Annotated in this window: 16 protein-coding genes; 14 read left to right on the top strand and 2 right to left on the bottom strand. The window is 67.3% G+C overall.

The genetic code is table 11. The annotated features are described in order from the left end of the window. The 7 genes from FXN61_RS34770 to FXN61_RS34740 all read left to right on the top strand — a co-directional run. A partial coding sequence (locus FXN61_RS34770; RefSeq protein ID WP_223165725.1) for an NB-ARC domain-containing protein occupies positions 1 to 2120 on the top strand: 2120 nt, incomplete at its 5' end. 674 nt (positions 2121 to 2794) lie between these two features. Beyond that, positions 2795 to 3634, top strand: a complete 840-nt coding sequence (locus tag FXN61_RS34765; RefSeq protein ID WP_167978186.1) for a helix-turn-helix domain-containing protein — start codon at positions 2795 to 2797, stop codon at positions 3632 to 3634. Positions 3635 to 3719: 85 nt separating this feature from the next. Continuing rightward, positions 3720 to 4619: an SMP-30/gluconolactonase/LRE family protein gene (locus tag FXN61_RS34760; RefSeq protein WP_167978185.1), complete on the top strand. Its 900-nt coding sequence runs from the start codon at positions 3720 to 3722 to the stop codon at positions 4617 to 4619. A gap of 223 nt (positions 4620 to 4842) precedes the next feature. Next, on the top strand, positions 4843 to 7170 hold the full coding sequence (locus FXN61_RS34755; RefSeq protein WP_312878215.1) for a sensor histidine kinase: 2328 nt from the start codon (positions 4843 to 4845) through the stop codon (positions 7168 to 7170). Continuing rightward, positions 7167 to 7601 carry a roadblock/LC7 domain-containing protein gene (locus FXN61_RS34750; protein WP_089913172.1) on the top strand — a complete coding sequence of 145 codons (435 nt, stop codon included), beginning with the start codon at positions 7167 to 7169 and terminating at the stop codon, positions 7599 to 7601. The genes FXN61_RS34755 and FXN61_RS34750 overlap by 4 nt, the downstream gene beginning before the upstream one ends. After that, entirely contained in the window at positions 7601 to 7966 is a 366-nt protein-coding gene (locus tag FXN61_RS34745; RefSeq protein ID WP_167978184.1) for a DUF742 domain-containing protein, read from the top strand. Before FXN61_RS34750 ends, FXN61_RS34745 begins: the two co-directional genes overlap by 1 nt. Further along, entirely contained in the window at positions 7947 to 8531 is a 585-nt protein-coding gene (locus FXN61_RS34740; RefSeq protein ID WP_167978183.1) for a GTP-binding protein, read from the top strand. Before FXN61_RS34745 ends, FXN61_RS34740 begins: the two co-directional genes overlap by 20 nt. Before the next feature lie 52 nt (positions 8532 to 8583). On the opposite strand, the gene FXN61_RS34735 is transcribed toward FXN61_RS34740, so the two are convergent. Together FXN61_RS34735 and eat are read right to left on the bottom strand one after the other, a co-directional pair. Beyond that, on the bottom strand, positions 8584 to 9447 hold the full coding sequence (locus FXN61_RS34735) for a 3-hydroxybutyryl-CoA dehydrogenase (protein ID WP_167978182.1): 864 nt from the start codon (positions 9445 to 9447) through the stop codon (positions 8584 to 8586). A gap of 66 nt (positions 9448 to 9513) precedes the next feature. Beyond that, positions 9514 to 10938 carry an ethanolamine permease gene (eat, locus tag FXN61_RS34730; RefSeq protein WP_167978181.1) on the bottom strand — a complete coding sequence of 475 codons (1425 nt, stop codon included), beginning with the start codon at positions 10936 to 10938 and terminating at the stop codon, positions 9514 to 9516. Between the two features lie 111 nt (positions 10939 to 11049). Between eat and FXN61_RS34725 the strand changes: the two genes are divergently transcribed. The 7 genes from FXN61_RS34725 to FXN61_RS34695 all read left to right on the top strand — a co-directional run. Continuing rightward, entirely contained in the window at positions 11050 to 12390 is a 1341-nt protein-coding gene (locus FXN61_RS34725) for a glutamine synthetase family protein (protein WP_167978180.1), read from the top strand. Continuing rightward, complete coding sequence (locus tag FXN61_RS34720; protein ID WP_167978179.1) at positions 12377 to 13078, top strand: gamma-glutamyl-gamma-aminobutyrate hydrolase family protein; 702 nt, start codon at positions 12377 to 12379, stop codon at positions 13076 to 13078. Before FXN61_RS34725 ends, FXN61_RS34720 begins: the two co-directional genes overlap by 14 nt. Beyond that, entirely contained in the window at positions 13075 to 14427 is a 1353-nt protein-coding gene (locus FXN61_RS34715; protein WP_167978178.1) for an aldehyde dehydrogenase family protein, read from the top strand. The genes FXN61_RS34720 and FXN61_RS34715 overlap by 4 nt, the downstream gene beginning before the upstream one ends. A gap of 14 nt (positions 14428 to 14441) precedes the next feature. After that, complete coding sequence (locus FXN61_RS34710) at positions 14442 to 15209, top strand: 3-oxoacyl-ACP reductase (protein WP_167978177.1); 768 nt, start codon at positions 14442 to 14444, stop codon at positions 15207 to 15209. Beyond that, positions 15209 to 15904 (top strand): FadR/GntR family transcriptional regulator, encoded by a 696-nt coding sequence (locus FXN61_RS34705; RefSeq protein WP_167978176.1) that lies wholly within the window; start codon positions 15209 to 15211, stop codon positions 15902 to 15904. Before FXN61_RS34710 ends, FXN61_RS34705 begins: the two co-directional genes overlap by 1 nt. Positions 15905 to 16105: 201 nt before the next feature. Beyond that, the gene (locus FXN61_RS34700) at positions 16106 to 17755 is read left to right on the top strand and encodes an AMP-binding protein (protein ID WP_167978175.1); all 1650 of its coding nucleotides are present in this window, start codon (positions 16106 to 16108) and stop codon (positions 17753 to 17755) included. Between the two features lie 121 nt (positions 17756 to 17876). Then, the coding region (locus FXN61_RS34695) for a hypothetical protein (protein WP_167978174.1) at positions 17877 to 18182 on the top strand (306 nt) is incomplete at its 3' end.

The following is an 18182-nucleotide window of genomic DNA, read 5'->3' as shown; positions in this document are numbered from 1 at the left end:
GACCGCGCTATTTGCCGCACGACGTCGACGTATTCGTCGGACGTGAGAACCTGTTATCGGATTTGGACGCTCTGGTGCCGCCTCGCCCTGTGCCCAGGTTGATCTGTGTGGACGGTCAGCCGGGCATGGGCAAGACCACTCTCGCGGTGCATTGGGCGCATCGCGTGCATCAGCGCTTCCCCGACGGCTGCTGGTTCGCTTCGCACGCCGACGGGGCAGAAGTGGTCGCGGACCTGCTCGTGGCGTTCGGAGTGTCGATTGAGCCGATCCCGTCGGCGTCCGCACGTATCGCACGGCTGCGCGAACTGCTGGCCACCCGGCGAATGCTCGTGGTGCTTGACGACGTCGACGGCGTGGAACCTCTGCTGCCTGCGTTGTCGACGTCGGTCGTCCTCGTGGTGAGTCGCGCGAGGATGAGTTCACTTGTGCTGCAACACAACGCCCGTGCCTTCACCGTGCTGCCGTTGGCGTCGGAGGAGATCGCCGCCTGGCTCACCGGACGCCTCGGTGACCGTGCCGTCGCCGCGCCGGACGTCGTCGTGCGTCTCGCCGAACGGACCGGTGGCATGCCGCTGGTGATGCAGTTGATCGGTGAGCAGGTCGCCGCGCAGCCGGACAGGTCGCTCGCTGACCTGCTCGACTCGCTGACCGATGGCCGAACGCTGTTGTCGTTGCAGGACAACGGTATTCGCGCCCAGTTCGAACGGTCCTACCTGGCGCTGACACCCGAGCAGGCACACCTCTTCCGGTTGTTCGGGCTGCACCCGTCGCACGAGATTCCGCTGCCCGTGGTCGCCGCGCTGGCCGGGCTGCCGATCGGGGAAGCCCGCGTGCTCGCGGACTCGTTGGTGTGGAAGCGACTGGTGGACACCGTCGACGGAGATCGCTATCGGATGCACGACCTGCTGCGCGAGTACGCGGCCGATCGCATCGCACATGACGAACCGCAGGCGGAGCAGGACGCGGCGATGACGCGGCTGCTGGGCTGGTACCTGCACACCGCCAACAACGCGGACCGCAAGGTGTTCGGGTTCCGCGACGGCGTGCCGATGCTGCCGCTGCCCGAAGGTGTGCAGCCCGGTGAGTTCGCGGACGAGGATGAGGTCGCCAGGTGGGTCGCGGGCTCCAAGGCCAGCATCGTCAGTGTGCTGCGCGCCTCGCGGCAGGCGGGCTACGTCTGGCGTATCGCCAACGGAGTAGGCGAGCTGGTGGTCAGGTACGGCCACTACCGGGAGGTGGTGGCCATGATGACCGCCGCCGCGGAGGCCGCGCACGTCGATGGCCACGTCGTGGGGGAGGCGCAGACCGTCACGAACCTCGCCTACGTCCACCTCAAACTGCGCGACTACGCGACCGCCGAACGCCTGCTCGACCGGGCGCAGCGGCTCTTCGGCGACCACGACGACCCGGAGGCGCTCGCCGTCCTGCTGCGCAACAAGGCCGACTGCCTGCGTGGCGCCCACAATGTGCCGAAAGCGCTGGCGTTGCTGCGGGAGGCGCTCGTCCTCGCGGACGGGTTCGCGGACACGGAGAGCGGGATCCACTTCCGCATGGGACTGTCGTGCCGGGAGGGCGGCAGGCTCGCCGAGGCGGCCGTCCACCTCGTCCAGTCCCGACTCATCCGCCAGCGCATCGGCGACTACAAGGGCGAAGCGGACGCGCTCGTCGCGCTCGCAGGGCTGGCCCGCGAAAGTGGTGACGACTTCTCCGCCAGGACGAACTGCCACGAGGCCCTCGCGCGGTATGCCCAGGCCCATTTCCAGCCTGGGCTGGCCAGTGCGCGACTGGTGTTGTCGGCGATCGCGCGGGACCACGACGACCTGGACCGGGCGTTGATCTACGCGACCGAGGCGTTGAAGCTCAGCACGCAGCACGACCGGGAGCTGGAGGCGCGGTCGCACGACCTGCTCGCCCAGCTGAACTGGAAGGCCGGCGAGCACGACCTGGCGATCGAGCACCTCGAAGAGGCCTACCGCGGATACCGAGATATCGGGGACGAAGACCGGGCACGGTCGGCGGCGGCTCAGCTCGACGAGCAGGTGGCGTTGAGCGGCCCGTCCCTGCCGTCGTCACGAATGGAGCAACCGGCGACCTGGTTCGAGAGCGGCCTCGTGGAATAACGCCACCCGATCGGCCGATCATGTACTGAGAGTGTCCTTCCGATGACGTGATGACCGGAACACCCGACGATCGGGTCGAGATGGTTAGCCGAACGGGTTGCTCCAACAAGAGGTCGTTGCTTTGCGCTACCCCGCGACGCAGATCACAATCCGCTTTGGCAAGATCCGCATGTGCATAAGAGAAGGCTGCTCAGCAGCGCTGTACTAGTAGCGACCCTGGTGGTCGCTGGGGTGCCCGGTAGCACGCAGGCTACGGCGGCTACCGAGCACGCGGGCGAGCCCGCAGTCCATGCGCTCGACTCGGAGTGTCGCACGGACTCCTACAAGTGGGGATCTTCAGCAGTACCCGTCTAGAGGTTGCTTCACCCACGACCTGTCCCGGTGCCAGCCGGGGCAGGTCGTTTTACATTAGCGCGTCGGTCAGGCCTGGAGGCCCGATCCGCGTCTCAACTCGGCTTCGATCCGTCTCAAATATCAGATTCTTCTATACGCGTCGTGTGTGTCCTTCTGTCGGTGTGTATGGCGAAGATGATGACAGGTTCCATAAGGTGTGAACCACCTTTACTGGCCCTGAAACCGCAGGTGAGGGCCAGAAGACCCGATTGGGGGGTCTGAAATTTTGTCCACATGGGGCCTCGCAAGAACGCCCGGCAATTCGTCTTAAGCTTTGGTGCATGCCGAAAGATTTCCGGGCCACGCCGCTCGAACGCGCCATTGGGCGGAGCCTGGCCAACTGGCGCGATGAGCGGGGTCTCACCCTCACCGAGGTGGGCATGCGAGTGGGGTTCAGCAGCGCGAAACTGTCCACGATGGAGAACGCGGTGCAGCCGTCCGCCGTGTTGGACATCATGGCGCTGGGATACGTCTACGGGGTGCCCGCGCTGGAGTGGCAGAAGGTCGTGCTGCAGGCCCAGTACGCCGAGCGGCACCGGGCTGGGCAGCGCGATGCGGAGCCGTTCGATCCCGCCGCGGACTTCGGGCATCTGGTGTTCGAGGCGACGTCGTTGCGCGCGTTCACGACGGATCTCGTGCCGGCCGTGTTCCAGCTGGCCGACTACACGACCGCGGTGACGCGGGTGGACGATCCCCGGCGGGGTGCCGGGCTGGCGCGGGTGAGGGAGTCGTGGTCCGCTCGCAAGCGCGACAAGGACCCGCTGACCGTGCAGGCGGTCTTCCCCGAGGCCGTGCTGAGGCAGGTGGTCGGCGGGCCGCGAGTGATGAAGGCGCAGCTGCTGCACCTGATGGAGGTCAGCGAGCATCCGACGGTGAGCGTTCGGGTCGTGCCGCGCGGCGCAGGGGCCTATCCGGCGATGGGGTCGCCGTTCACGTTGCTCGGCTTCCCGCACCGCCAGCACAACGACGTGGCGTACCTCGAGACGTTCATCAAGGGCGAGTACGTCGAGGACCCTGGCCTGACCGAGCAGTGCTCGCACCGGTTCGCGAGCCTGCGCGAGATGGCACTGGGCGAGGGCGAGTCGCTGGAGCTCATCGCCGAGGCCGCCGCTGAGCTGTAGAGATGTCGGATTGCTGAGAAAACTCCGGTGACGCCGCCGAGCTGGAGAAGGATCAGGGGCGCAACCCAATCCGATAGGAGGCGGCATGTACCGCAGATTCGGTGTCCTGCTCGCGGCGGTTCTGGGCGTCACGCTCACCGCGGCCGCGCCGGCCACCGCAGACGCGTCCAAGCACTTTCCCACGGAGTTCTCCCTGCCGAACGGGTGGCAGCCGGAAGGCATCGCGATCAGTGGCACCACGGCCTACTTCGGGTCGCGGGCCGACGGGTCGATCTACGCGGCGGACCTGCGCACCGGCAAGGGCGAGGTGCTCGCCAAGGGACCGGGCACGCCGTCGCTCGGCATGAAGGTCGACGACAAGCGCAGGTTGTGGGTCGCGGGAGGCGTGGGCGGCGACGCTCGCGTCTACGACACCCGCACCGGCGCGTTGCTGGCGAAGTTCCAGTTCGCGACCGCGGACACGTTCGTCAACGACGTCGTGCTGACCGAGAGGTCGGCGTGGTTCACCGACTCGCGCAAGGCGGTGCTCTACGAAGTGCCGCTGAACCTGAAGCCGCACCGGACCCTGCAGCTGACCGGCGACCTCGTCGTCACGCCCGGCGCGACGAACCTCAACGGCATCGTCACGGGCCTCGGCGGGGGCCTGATCGCCGTGCAGAGCAACACCGGCAAGCTGTTCCGGATCGATCCCAGGACCGGCAAAACGATCAGCGTGAATTTGCACGGTCAAACACTCACCAATGGTGACGGTCTGTTGCGTGAGGGACGCCAGTTGTTCGTGGTGCAAAACAGGCTGAACAAAGTCGCGCGTTACACCCTCAGCCGTGATGGCGCGACTCTCGCCGCGGAACGAACGGATGCGCGGTTCGACGTTCCCACGACGGTCGCCGCGTTCGGCAAGCGCCTCTACCTGCCGAATGCTCGCTTCACCACGCCGCCGACGCCCGAGACGACTTACAACGTCGTCGCCATCGAACGCCCGTAGAACGAGCACAGGAACTAGCCCGTCCGGGGGTTCTTGCGTTGTGAGAACCCCCGGACTGGCTGTTGCTCCGCTCACTCCACTGGGTAGCCTGCCAACCGCGTACTGCGTGTGATCGCTGTCATTGGGTAACGATGATCTCTACTTGTTACCGTATTGGAGCCGAAGGAGTGACTCGGGTTACCCGCAGCGCTGGCCGTGGGACACAGGAGACCGTGAGAGCGCTGTGAACGAGAAGAGCGGTTACACACCGACCAACTACCGGACCATTCGGTCGCGGCTGGCCGGTGTCGTGGTCGTACCAAGCGTTGTACTGCTCGTCATGTGGGCGGTTTTCTCCTCGTACACCGTTTTCGACGGTTTCTACATGCGTTCGATCGCGTCAGGTGTGAAGGACGTGACGACCCCGTCCTCCGAGGCGTTCGTCGGGCTGCAGAAGGAACGTCAGCTGAGCCTCGTTCTGCTGAGCAAGGCAGGCGGTGTGGACGCGGCCACGTTGAAGGGGCAGCAGGACGCGACCGACGAATCGGTCAGGAAGATGAAAGACGCCTTCGCGGATCTTTCGGACAACTCGCCCCAGGACATCGTCGAACGGATCAACGCGCTCAACTCCGTGCTGAACGAACTGCCGCAGCAGCGCTCGCAGGTCGTGTCCGGGTCGGCGAACCCGCAGGCCGTCTACGACTACTACAACAGCCTCCTGGACGCGGGCGTGGCGCTGTTCTCCCGCCAGGCACGCTTGGTGCCGGACGCGGAGGCCGGCCAGTCCAGCGTCCACGCCGTCACGATCTTCCAGGCCGCCGACTGGCTGTCGCGCGGCGCCACGATCGGCTCACGCGGGCTGCTCAACGGCAAGTTCACCCCGGCCGAGCGAGTCGAGTTCGTCCGGCTCATCGGTGCCTACCACTCGAGTGTCGACTCCACGATCCCGTTCGCGCTGGAGCAGGCCCGCCAGCAGTACGACACGCTGCGCGGCAGCGCGGAGTACCGGACGTTGCTCGACCTCGAAGGCCGGATCATCAACGGCGACGCGACGGTCACCGAGCAGCAGTGGCGCACAGCGGCCGGTCCGGTGCACGAGAGGCTCGTCGGGATCGCTGTCCGGCAGGCGGAGGACGCCTCCGACCTGGGTCTCGCCAAGGCGAACAGCCGGTTCACCGCGGTGCTGATCGGCAGCCTCATCGCGTTGCTCGCGGTCGTCGTCGGCATCGTGCTGGCGTTGCGCATCTCGAACCGCCTGGTCAGCCGGGCGCTGATCACGCGCCTCGCCTCGTTGCGGGAGGACACGCTGCGGCTGGCGCAGGAACGGCTGCCGCACATCGTGGCGCGCCTGCGCGGTGGCGAGCAGGTGGACGTCCACCGCGACATGCCGCCGCTGGACTACGGCAACGACGAGATCGGCCAGGTCGCGGACGCGTTCAACACCGCCCAGTACACGGCGGTCGCGGCCGCGGTGAAGGAGACGCAGGCCCGTGAGGGTGTGAACCGGGTCTTCCTCGACATCGCGCACCGCAACCAGGGACTCGTCCACCGGCAGCTCAAGATCCTCGACAAGCTGGAACGCGAAGAGGAGCACCCCGAGCAGCTGGACTCGCTCTTCCAGCTCGACCACCTGGCGACGCGGGCCCGCCGCAACGCGGAGAACCTGATCATCCTCGCCGGGGAGCAGCCCGGCAGGCAGTGGCGCAAGCCGGTGCGGCTCAGCGACGTCATCCGCTCCGCCGTCGCCGAGACCGAGCAGTACGTCCGGGTCAGGGTCAACCCGGTGCCCGACCGTGCGCTCGTCGGTGTCGCCGTCGCCGACACGATCCACCTGCTCGCGGAGCTCGTCGACAACGCGACGGCGTTCTCGTCGCCGCGGTCGGAGGTGATCATCCACTCCAACGCCGTGCCGCACGGGATCGTGATCGAGATCGAGGACCACGGGCTCGGCATGACGCAGGAGGAGCGCCTCCAGGCCAACGCGAAGCTCTCCAATCCGCCGGACTTCGAGACGATGGCGTTCCGGGGGGAGTCCCGGCTGGGACTGTTCGTCGTCGCCAGGCTCGCCGCGCGGCGGGGGATCAAGGTCGAGCTGCGCGACTCGCCCTACGGCGGCACGGTCGCGCTGTGCGTGCTGCCGCCGAACATCGTCGCCCCGCACAACACCGCGGGCGACATCACCGAGACCACGCAGATGCCGGTGCGGTCGTTCCACGACCACCACCACGGCCACGTCGAGGAACACCCGAGCTTCCCGGTGACGGTGACCCCCGAAGTGCAGGCGGCACTGAACGCAACGGCTCCCCCAGCCGTTTCCGAAACAGTGGCATCAGTGGACGAAAAGCCCCCAGCGGCACCTCCCGCTGAGGGGAAGACACCGCTTCCCCGCAGGAAGAAGCGGCAGAACCTCGCGCCGCAGCTCATGCAGCCGGAGGAGACGCCGCACGCCGACCCGGTGACCGGCGAAAAGTCGGCCGAGCGGACCCGAGACGGGCTCGCCGCGTTCCAGCGCGGCACCCGTGACGCCCGGCTGACTGACGACTGGAGATCAGAAGGAGCCCCCTCGTCATGAAGGACAACACCAGCCAGCACGGCGAACTGAACTGGTTGCTGGAGGACCTGATCCAGCGCGTGGTCGGCGCCCGTCACGCGGTCGTGCTGTCGGCGGACGGACTCCTGCTCGGCCGCTCGGCCGGGCTGTCCCGCGACGACTCGGAGCACCTGTCCGCGATGGCCTCGGCGTTCCAGTCGCTCGCCCGCGGCACCGGCCGGCACTTCGGCGGCGGCGCGGTGCGGCAGACCATCGTCGAGATGGAGCACGCCTACCTGTTCGTCACAGCGGCGGGCCACGGAGCGTGTCTCGCCGTTCTGGGCGAAGAGGACGCCGACATGGGCATGATCGCGTACGAGATGAACATGCTGGTCAAGCGGGTGGGCACGTACCTCTCGTCGGCCCCGCGCGCGGAAACGGCAACAGTTCCCTCGGCGCGTGAGTCGCGCTGATGACCGCGCGGGAGGACTGGTGGTACGACGAGGCCGCGGGGCCGCTGGTGCGGCCCTACGCCATGGTGCGCGGCCGCACCCGGCCGAACGCGCCTCATCTGCACCTCGTGACGCAGGTCCGAGCCTCCTCGTTTACGTCCGACCAGACGTCGCTGACGGTCGAGCATCGCGAGATCATGGCCCTGTGCGCACGTCCCCTCTCGGTCGCCGAGGTCGCCGCTTACCTCGACGTCCCGCTCATAGTGGTGAAGGTCCTGCTGTCGGACCTCATCGAGCGCGGTGACGTGATCGTGCAGAACTCCTCCCCCCATATTCCCGACAGGGATCTCCTGCAGGCCGTACTGGATGGTGTTCGTGGGATCTGACGACCAGCTGACCGTGCCGACCGCGGTCAAGATCGTCATCGCAGGTGGGTTCGGTACCGGCAAGACCACCATGGTCGCGTCGGTCTCCGAGATCCCGCCGTTGAGGACCGAGGAGTTGCTCACCGAGGCCGGTGTGCACGTCGACGACCTGGCCGGCATCGAGGGCAAGGACACCACCACGGTGGCCCTGGACTTCGGCCGCATCACCATCAACACCAAGGTGGTGCTGTACCTGTTCGGGACGCCCGGCCAGAACAGGTTTTGGTTCATGTGGGACGAACTGGCGACCGGTGCGATCGGCGCCGTGGTGCTGGTGGACACGCGGCGGCTGGACTCGTCGTTCCCTTCGATCGACTTCTTCGAGCATCGAGGGATTCCGTTCATCGTCGCCGTGAACTGCTTCGACGGGTCGCAGCTCTACACGGTGGACGAGGTCAGGCACGCCCTGGACCTCGACGAGGCCATTCCGGTGATGCTGTGTGACGCGCGGGACCGCGAGTCCTCGAAGGCCGTGCTGGTGGGGCTCATCCAGCACTCGATGAACCGGCTGGAAGCGGCTGTCTAGGTGCTTTCACGCGAAGGGCCCGCTCGTGTTGTGAGCGGGCCCTTCGCGTAGGTCACTTCGCGTAGTTGTGGAATCCGCGGCCTGACTTCTTGCCCAGCAGGCCCGCGTCCACCATGCGCAGCAGCAACGGCGGCGGCGAGTACAGCGGCTCCTTGAACTCGTCGTACATCGACTCGGCGATGGCCTTCGTGGTGTCGAGGCCGATCAGGTCCGTCAGGCGCAGCGGCCCCATCGGGTGCGCGCAGCCGAGCACCATGCCGTTGTCGATGTCGTCGGCCGAGGCGAAGCCGGACTCGAGCATGCGGATCGACGAGAGCAGGTAGGGGATCAGCAGCGCGTTGACCACGAAGCCTGCGCGGTCCTGCGAGCGGATGACCTCCTTGTGGAGGGTGCCGCGCACGAACGCCTCCGCCCGGACCTGGGTGGTGGCGCCGGTCAGCAGGGACGGCACGATCTCGACGAGCTTCAGCACGGGCACCGGGTTGAAGAAGTGCACGCCGATGACCTGCTCCGGCCGGTTCGTGGCCATGCCCAGCTTCATGATCGGGATGGACGACGTGTTGGACGCGAAGATGGCGTCCTCGTCCTTCACGACCTTGTCGAGCGCGGTGAAGACGTCGGTCTTGATCTGCTCGTTCTCGGCGACCGCCTCGACCACGAACTGCCGGTCGGCGAACTCGCCGATGTCGGTGGTGAACCGGATGCGCCCCAGCGCGGCCTCCCGGTCCTCCTCGCTGAGCTTGCCGGACTTCACGCCCCTGGCCAGCGACGAGGCGATCCGCCCCTTCGCGGCCTCGGCCGCGTCCACGTTGACCTCGGCGACGATGACGTCGAGGCCGGCGCGGGCGCTCACCTCGGCGATTCCTGAGCCCATGAGGCCGGAACCGACGACTCCCACTCGTTGAATGTCACTCACGTGACCGATCCTGCCACGACCTGCTCGAAGGTGAGTGGTCCCGCCCGGAACCACTCACCGCCCGAGTCAGTCCAGCTCGGCCTCCGCCTTGGCGATCGCCGCGAACTCCTCCTCCGGAGCGTTCGCCACGAGGTGGTGACGGCTGTAGAACCAGTAGTAGGCAACGGCGATCAGCACGATGCCCGCCGTGACAGCCGCCGCGATCTCGTCGACGAAGAACGTCGCGATCACCGCCGCAACGGCCAGAACCAGAGCGATGCTCGTGGTGACCACACCGCCAGGGGTGCGGTACGGGCGATGGAGCTCCGGTGCCGTCTTGCGCAGGACGATGTGCGACAACATCATCAGCACGTAGGACAAGGCCGCGCCGAACACCGCGATGTTGATGAGCCGTGCGCCGCCCGTCACCGGGTCGGCCGTCTTCATGACCGTGGCCAGGACGAACCCGATGGTGCCCGGCACGATCAGTGCGAGGTACGGGGTCTTGCGCTTGCCGGTCTTCGACAGCCAGCGCGGCAGGTACCCCGCGCGGGACAACGCGAACAGCTGCCGCGAGTAGGCGTAGATGATGGAGAAGAACGACGCGACCAGCCCGGCCAGGCCGACGTAGTTCACCAGCTGCGCCAGGAAGTTGTCGCCGCCGTAGGCCGCGCGGACCGCCTCGGGCAACGGGTTGCCGGACGCCTCCAGCACCTTCGAACCCGCGCCACCCGGTGCGACCAGAAGAATCGCGGCGGCGAACACCAGCAGCGCCACCATCGCGCCGATGATGCCGCGGGGCATGTCGCGCTTGGGATCCCGCGCTTCCTCCGCGGCCAGCGGCACGCCCTCGACCGCGAGGAAGAACCAGATCGCGAACACGATCGCGCCCCACGCACCTGTGACGCCCATCGGCAGGAACGAGCCGTCGCCGATGTCGAACAGCTTGGCGGAGTCGAACTTCGGGATCATGCCCGCCACGAACGCGACCAGGGCGACGACCGCGATGCCCGTGATGACGAACATCAGCCGCAGCGCCTCGCCCACGCCCCAGAGGTGAATGCCCACGAAGATCACGTAGCACGCCAGGTACACCGGCCACGTGGCGTCGAGCAGGCCGAGCGCCTTGACGTAGTCGCCGATGAACACCGAGATCGCCGCGGGCGCGATGGCGTACTCGATGAGGATCGCGATACCTGTGACGTACCCGCCCAACGGGCCGAGCGCGCGCCTCGCGAATCCGTAGCCGGCACCCGCGACGGGCAGTGCGGAGGCCAGTTCGGCGAGACCGAAAACCATGCACGTGTACATCGTCGCCATCAGGATCGTGGCGATCAGCAACCCGCCCCAGCCGCCTTGGGCGAGGCCGAAGTTCCACCCGGCGAAGTCGCCGGAGATGACGTAGGAGACACCCAGCCCGGCCAGCAGGACCCAGCCCGCCGCACCCCGTTTCAGCTGTCGGTGCTCCAGGTACTCGTCGCCCACCTTCTCGTACTCGACGTGCTTGGCCATATGGACTCCTACTAGTCCTTTAAACCGGTGGTTGAGGGTGGCGCTCGGCACCCGGTGGTGTCAAGATGATGCGGCCAATGGCTCGCTGACATACCTTTGGAGGAACGCGGGATGCTGACCGTCGAGGAGTTGCGCGAGGCCGTGGACACCGGTGAGATCGACACGGTCCTGGTCGCGATCGTGGACATGCAGGGTCGCCTGCAGGGCAAGCGGTGCGCGGCTCAGTACTTCCTCGACGAGGTGCTCGGGCACTCCGCGGAGGGCTGCAACTACCTGCTCGCCGTCGACGTCGAGATGAACCCGGTCAGCGGCTACGCGATGTCGAGCTGGGACCGCGGGTACGGCGACTTCGTGATGAAGCCCGACATGGCGACGCTGCGCCGCGTCCCGTGGCAGGAGGGCACCGCGCTCGTCATGTGCGACGTCGTGTGGGAGAACGGCGACCCGGTCGTCGCCTCGCCGCGGCAGATCCTGCGCAAGCAGCTCGACCGGCTGGCCGCGCTCGGGCTGGAGTGCTACGTCGGCACCGAGCTCGAATTCATCGTTTTCGACGACACGTACGAGCAGGCGTTCAACGCCGGTTACCGCAATTTGACGCCGTCGAACCAGTACAACGTCGACTACTCGTTGCTGGGCACGGCGCGCGTTGAGCCGTTGCTGCGGGCCATTCGCAACGGCATGACAGGCGCGGGCATGGTCGTCGAGTCGGCCAAGGGCGAGTGCAATCCCGGTCAACACGAGATCGCCTTCCGGTACACGACGGCGCTGCGGACGTGCGACCAGCACGCCATCTACAAGAACGGCGCCAAGGAAATCGCTTCGCAGCAGGGCAAGTCGCTCACGTTCATGGCGAAGTACAACGAACGCGAGGGCAACTCCTGCCACATTCACCTTTCCTTGCGCTCCAAGGACGGTGAGCCGGTCTTCGCCGAGGGCCACGGCATGTCGGAGATGATGAAGCACTTCCTGGCCGGCCAGCTGGCCGCGCTGCGGGAGTTCACCTACTTCCTCGCGCCGAACATCAACTCCTACAAGCGTTTCGTGAAGGGTTCGTTCGCGCCGACCGCGGTGGCGTGGGGCAGGGACAACCGCACGTGCGCGTTGCGGGTCGTCGGCCACGGCCAGTCTTTGCGGTTCGAGAACCGGGTACCCGGTGGCGACGTGAACCCGTACCTCGCGGTGGCGGCGCTGATCGCGGCCGGCCTGCACGGTGTCGAGCGGAAGCTGGCGCTGGAGGACGAGTTCATCGGCAATGCCTACGCCTCGGACCGGGCGACCGTGCCGACGACGTTGCGCGAAGCGGCTGACCTGTTCGCGGCCAGCGAGATCGCGCGGGAGGCGTTCGGCAAGGAGGTCGTCGACCACTACCTGAACGCGGCCAAGATCGAGCTGGACGCGTTCGAGGCGGCGATCACGGACTGGGAGAAGGTACGGGGTTTTGAGCGCCTCTAAGCCGTCCAAGCCGCTCATCGGCATCAGCACCTACCTGGAGCGCACGCGCTTCGGCCACTGGGACGTGGAAGCCGCGGTGCTCTACCGCGGTTACCTCGACTGCGTGGTCGAGGCAGGCGGCAACCCGGTCATGCTGCCGCCGGTCGGCACCTGGACCGCCGAGACCATCGCGTTCCTGGACGGACTGGTGATCGCGGGCGGCGCGGACGTCGACCCCGCCGCCTACGGTGCCGACCCGCACCCCATGACCGGCGAACCGCGCCGCGACCGCGACGACGCGGAGTTCGCGCTCGTCGAGGCCGCGCTGAAGCTCGACCTGCCGGTGCTCGGCGTGTGCAGGGGGATGCAGGTGCTCAACGTGGCGCTGGGCGGCACGCTGCACCAGCACGTCGAGGGCCACAACCCGGCGCCCGCGGTGTTCGAGCACACCGAGATCGAGGTCTCGAAGGACACCGCGCTGCACGGGATCCTGGGCGACCGGACCACCGTCCAGTGCCATCACCACCAGTCGCTGGACCGGATCGCGGACGGGCTCCGTGTGACGGCCAGGGCACCCGACGGGACGGTCGAGGCGGTCGAGCTGGAAGGCGCGCGGTTCGTCCTCGGCGTGCAGTCGCACCCGGAGCAGGACGTCGAAGACCTGAGGCTGTTCGAAGCGCTCGTAGGCGTTGCAAGGAGAAAAGCGTGACCTTTGACGTCATCAACCCGGCCACCGAGAAGCTGGTGCGGCAAGTCCCGCACACCGGTCTCGACGAGACCGACGCCGCGATCGTCAAGGCGCACAAGGCGTTCGAGACGTGGCGAAACGTCGCGCCCGGCGACAGGGCCCGGCTGCTGCGCCGGTTCGCGGAGCTCGTCGACGCGCACAACGAAGAGCTGGCGCGGCTGGAGGTCGAGAACTCCGGGCACACGATCGGCAACGCCCGCTGGGAGGCGGGCAACGTCCGTGACGTCCTGCACTACTACGCGGCCGCGCCGGAGCGGTTGTTCGGCAAGCAGATCCCGGTTCCCGGCGGGCTGAACGTGACCTTCCACGAGCCGCTCGGCGTCGTCGGCGTGATCGTGCCGTGGAACTTCCCGATGCCGATCGCGGGCTGGGGGTTCGCCCCGGCGCTCGCCGCCGGCAACACGGTCGTGCTGAAGCCCGCGGAACTGACGCCGCTGACCGCGATCCGGCTCGGCGAGCTGGCGCGGGAAGCAGGCATTCCCGAGGACGTCTTCCAGGTGCTGCCGGGCAAGGGCAGCGTCGTCGGCAACCGGTTCGTCACGCATCCGTTGGTGCGCAAGGTCGTCTTCACCGGCTCGACGGGCGTCGGCAAGCAGATCATGGCCGGCTGCGCGGACCAGGTGAAGCGGCTGACGCTGGAGTTGGGCGGCAAGTCGGCGAACATCGTCTTCGCGGACTCCGACCTGGAGAAGGCGGCCGCGACGGCACCGTACGGGGTGTTCGACAACGCCGGGCAGGACTGTTGCGCGCGATCGCGGATCCTCGTGCAGGCCAGCGTCTACGACCGGTTCATGGAACTGCTGGAGCCCGCGGTGAAGAATCTGGTCGTCGGCGCGCCCGGCGACGAGAAGACGGAGATGGGTCCGCTCATCAGCGCGTCTCATTTGGAAAAGGTGTCGTCTTATGTCCCAGACGGCGCACCGGTGGCGTTTCAGGGCGTTGCACCGGACGGACCGGGATTCTGGTTCCCGCCGACGGTGCTCACACCGAGTCTGGATGACCGGACGGTGACCGAGGAGATCTTCGGACCGGTCGTCGTCGTGCTGCCGTTCACCGACGAGGCCGACGCGATCAGGATCGCGAACGACTCCGAGTACGGGCTGTCCGGTTCGATCTGGACCAACGACGTCGGCTGCGCGATCCGGGTGTCGCGGGCCGTCGAGGCCGGAAACCTTTCGGTGAACTCGCATTCGTCCGTCCGTTACTGGACACCGTTCGGTGGCGTGAAGCAGTCCGGCCTCGGCCGTGAGCTCGGCCCGGACGCGCTGGATTCCTTCACCGAAGTCAAGAACGTCTTCATCGCTACCTGACAGGAGATCAAAAGATGGTGCAGCGACTCGAGGGCCGCGTGGCCGTCGTGACGGGTGGCGGCAGCGGCATCGGACTCGCGACCGTGCGCAGGTTCGCGAGCGAGGGCGCGAAGGTCGTCGTCGCGGACGTCGACCCGAACGCGGGCAAGGCGGCCGCTGACGAGGTCGGCGGGCTTTTCGTCCAGGTCGACGTGACCGATGAGGAGCAGGTGAAAGCGCTCTTCCAGACCACTGTGGACACTTACGGCAAGCTGGACATCGCGTTCAACAACGCCGGTATTTCGCCGCCCGACGACGACTCGATCCTGACGACGGGCATCGAGGCGTGGGAGCGCGTGCAGAAGGTGAACCTCACGTCGGTTTATTTGTGTTGCAAGTACGCCATCCCGCACATGCAGGCCAACGGCAAGGGCTCGATCATCAACACCGCGTCGTTCGTCGCGACGATGGGCGCGGCAACGTCGCAGATCTCCTACACCGCCTCGAAGGGCGGCGTGCTCGCGATGTCCCGTGAGCTCGGTGTGCAGTTCGCGCGCGAGGGCATCCGGGTGAATGCGCTTTCCCCTGGGCCGGTCAACACGCCGTTGCTGCAGGAACTGTTCGCGAAGGACCCGGAGCGGGCCGCACGCCGGCTTGTGCACGTGCCGCTGGGCCGGTTCGCCGAGCCGACCGAGATCGCCGCCGCGGTGGCGTTCCTGGCGTCCGACGACTCGTCGTTCATCACGGCGTCGAACTTCCTCGTGGACGGCGGCATCGCCGGCGCGTACGTGACACCGCTCTAATGGAGCACGCGCAGGAGGCGTTGTTCCGCCCGGTGCGGGCGGGCAACGCTTTCGAGGAGACCGTCGAACGGCTCATGCAGTCCATCCGGCTCGGCGTCGTCGCGCCGGGTGAGCGGCTGCCGTCCGAACGGGAACTCGCCACCCGGCTCGGCGTGAGCAGGGTGACCGTGCGCGAAGCCATCAGATCGTTGCAGGAGAACAACTATGTCGAGTCGCGGCGGGGTCGTTACGGCGGCACGTTCGTCAACGCCGAAATCCCGAAGCCCGCTCCCGGCAAGGAGTTCGGAGACATCCACGACGCGCTGACGTTGCGGAAGGTTCTGGAGACAGGCGCTGCGGAGACCGCGGCGGGCCGGTCGCTGGGGCCGTCGGAACGACGTGGGCTGCGTGCGCATCTGGAGGAAGCGTCCACCGCGTCGCTCGCGGAGTACCGGCGCAAGGACTCCCGCCTGCACCTTGCGATCGCCGAGGCCACCGGGTCCGCGTCGCTCACCGCCGCCGTCGCCGAGTCGCGGATGCGCGCCAACGAGCTGCTGGACAGCATCCCGTTGCTCGAACCGAACCTTGTGCACTCCAACGCCCAGCACGAGCGCATCATCACCTCCATTTTGGACGGAGACCCGGCATCGGCGCGTCAGGCGATGGCCGAACACCTGGACGGAACGGCGTCGCTGCTGCGCGGGTTCCTCGTCTAGGGAGGCTTTTGGTCTGACCGGTCAGACTCCTGCTTTGGCAACAAAGCGGAAGGTCCGGGCGTGAACCGGGCAACGTGAAAACGTTTACATGTTCGAATGTCCCGTTGTCATGCACATTCCGCATGGCTCAACACTTGGCGTGAGCCTTGCGGACAGTTACCGTCCGAATACCTCGGGGACTTGCAGCGCGAGGAGCTGTTGATGCCAGGGTTGCGCAAGGTGTTTCGCGACGCCATGGGCCGGGTGCACTCACTCCGTGTCTTGTCCGCCGCGGGCATGGTGAGTCTCACGAACTTCAAGATGTCCATGCAGGCGTTGAGAGAGGTCCAGGTCTGGGGGCCGAACGTCACGGCACTGCGCCGTTCCGTCCGGCTGAATCCGGACGGTGTCGCGGTCGTCGACGAACGTGGATCGGTCACCTACAGACAGCTCGACAGGCGTTCCACCGCGATCGCACAGGGCCTGCGCGCGTTAGGTGTGCAGCACACGCACATCGTCGCGTTGATGTGCCGCAACCACCGCGGCATGGTCGAGTCGCTGCTGGCGTGCGCGAAACTCGGAGTCCGCGTGCTGCTGGTGAACACCGGCTTCGGCGCTCCGGTCGTGCTCGATCTGTTGCAACGTGAACGCGCGTCAGTCGTGATTCACGACGAGGAGTTCACACCGCTCTTCCACCAGCTGCCACCGACGATCCCGCGCTGGCTGGCGTGGTCGCGCGACGGCCTCGACCGTCGCACGCCGACTCTCGACCAGTTGGTGGCCAAGGCACCGCGCGGGGAACTGGAGCCGCCGCGCGAGCCCGGCGTCGTGATCCAGCTGACCTCCGGGACCACCGGCACGCCGAAGGGCACGGCGCGCGAGATCAAGTCGGTGCTGACCGCGTCCGACTTCCTCGACCGCATCCCGATGAAGGCGGGCGAGTCGACGTTCATCGCCGCCCCGATCTTCCACTCCGTCGGCTACTCGCACCTCACGCTCGCGATGTCGCTGGGATCCAGAGCGGTGCTGCAGCGCCGGTTCGACCCGCGCAAGACGCTGTGGTCCGTGCAGGGCCAGCGCTGCACGACCATCGTGATGGTGCCGACGATGCTGCAGCGGATCATGGAGCTCGACCGGTCCGTGCTGGACTCGTTCGACCTGAGCCACCTCCGCGTGGTGTTCTGCTCGGGCTCGACGCTGTCGACGGATCTCGTGCACCGCACGCAGGCGGTGCTGGGGCCGGTGCTCTACAACCTCTACGGCTCAACGGAGGTCGCGGTCGCCACCGTGGCCACACCGGACGATCTCGAGGCCGCGCCGTCGAGCGTCGGCATGCCACCGCACAACTGCATCGTGCGAATCTACGACGAGAACGGGAACCGGATCACCCGGTCGTTCGTGACGGGCCGGATCTTCGTGCGCGGCTCGCTGACCGTCGACGAGTACACCGACGGCTCGCAGAAGGAACGCATCGACGACCTCGTCGCGACCGGCGACCTCGGCCACTTCGACCCGAGCGGACGGCTCTACTTCGACGGCCGCGAGGACGACATGATCGTGTCCGGCGGCGAGAACGTGTACCCGGTCGAGGTGGAGAACCTGCTGATGACGCACTACCGCGTGCGCGACGCGGCGGTGCTCGGCGTGCCGGATCCCGAGTACGGGCAACGGTTGCGCGCCTTCGTGGTGCCGGTGGCGGGTGCTCGGATCGACGTGCGGGAGCTGCGCGAGTTCGTGCGGACCCGGCTGGCGCGGCACAAGGTGCCGCGCGAGGTCGTGGTCGTGCCGAAGCTGCCGCGCAACGCGACCGGGAAAGTGCTGCGGCGTCAGCTGCTCGCGATCCGGCTGGGACCGCAGCCGCACTCGAACTAGGGACTAGGGCGGAACGCACGCCGCGGCAGAACGAGGGGGACTAATCCGGCTTTGGCGTGCGTTCCTGACTTAGGGGAGCGCACGACCTGCGTCGTCGGGGACTCGGGCAGAAACGCAGGTCGTGCGCTCGGTCGGTTTACCGCTCGAAGCGGTCGCCGGGACGTCCTTCGCCGAACGGGCCGCGCTCATCGAAGCGATCACCGCGATCACCGCGGTCACCACGGTCACCGCGATCAGGTCCGCGGTCGCCACGGTCGTACATCCGCACGTGGCCAGGGCGGCCGTGGTCGTCGAAGCGGTTGGCCGAGATCGCTCCCACGATGCCGCCGCCGAGGACAAGGCCCAGCAGTCCCACGGCGACCAGCTGAGTGGCTCGGTGGCCGGCGACACGCCTCACCCGGCCGGGGCCGGCCGGTGCCGCGGCGGG

Source organism: Lentzea indica (assembly GCF_012184385.1).
In the GTDB taxonomy this organism is placed as follows: Bacteria; Actinomycetota; Actinomycetes; order Mycobacteriales; family Pseudonocardiaceae; genus Lentzea; species Lentzea indica.
The sequence above is the reverse complement of the archived record's forward strand: the minus strand, read 5'-3'. Positions and strand labels throughout refer to the sequence as shown.

Bases quoted from the DNA above. Each gene is read 5' to 3' on its own strand.
- FXN61_RS34765 (WP_167978186.1), top strand. From the start codon at position 2,795: ATGCCGAAAGATTTCCGGGCCACGCCGCTCGAACGCGCCATTGGGCGG.
- FXN61_RS34760 (WP_167978185.1), top strand. From the start codon at position 3,720: ATGTACCGCAGATTCGGTGTCCTGCTCGCGGCGGTTCTGGGCGTCACG.
- FXN61_RS34750 (WP_089913172.1), top strand. From the start codon at position 7,167: ATGAAGGACAACACCAGCCAGCACGGCGAACTGAACTGGTTGCTGGAG.
- FXN61_RS34745 (WP_167978184.1), top strand. From the start codon at position 7,601: ATGACCGCGCGGGAGGACTGGTGGTACGACGAGGCCGCGGGGCCGCTG.
- FXN61_RS34740 (WP_167978183.1), top strand. From the start codon at position 7,947: ATGGTGTTCGTGGGATCTGACGACCAGCTGACCGTGCCGACCGCGGTC.
- eat (WP_167978181.1), bottom strand. From the start codon at position 10,938: ATGGCCAAGCACGTCGAGTACGAGAAGGTGGGCGACGAGTACCTGGAG.
- FXN61_RS34725 (WP_167978180.1), top strand. From the start codon at position 11,050: ATGCTGACCGTCGAGGAGTTGCGCGAGGCCGTGGACACCGGTGAGATC.
- FXN61_RS34710 (WP_167978177.1), top strand. From the start codon at position 14,442: ATGGTGCAGCGACTCGAGGGCCGCGTGGCCGTCGTGACGGGTGGCGGC.
- FXN61_RS34705 (WP_167978176.1), top strand. From the start codon at position 15,209: ATGGAGCACGCGCAGGAGGCGTTGTTCCGCCCGGTGCGGGCGGGCAAC.
- FXN61_RS34700 (WP_167978175.1), top strand. From the start codon at position 16,106: ATGCCAGGGTTGCGCAAGGTGTTTCGCGACGCCATGGGCCGGGTGCAC.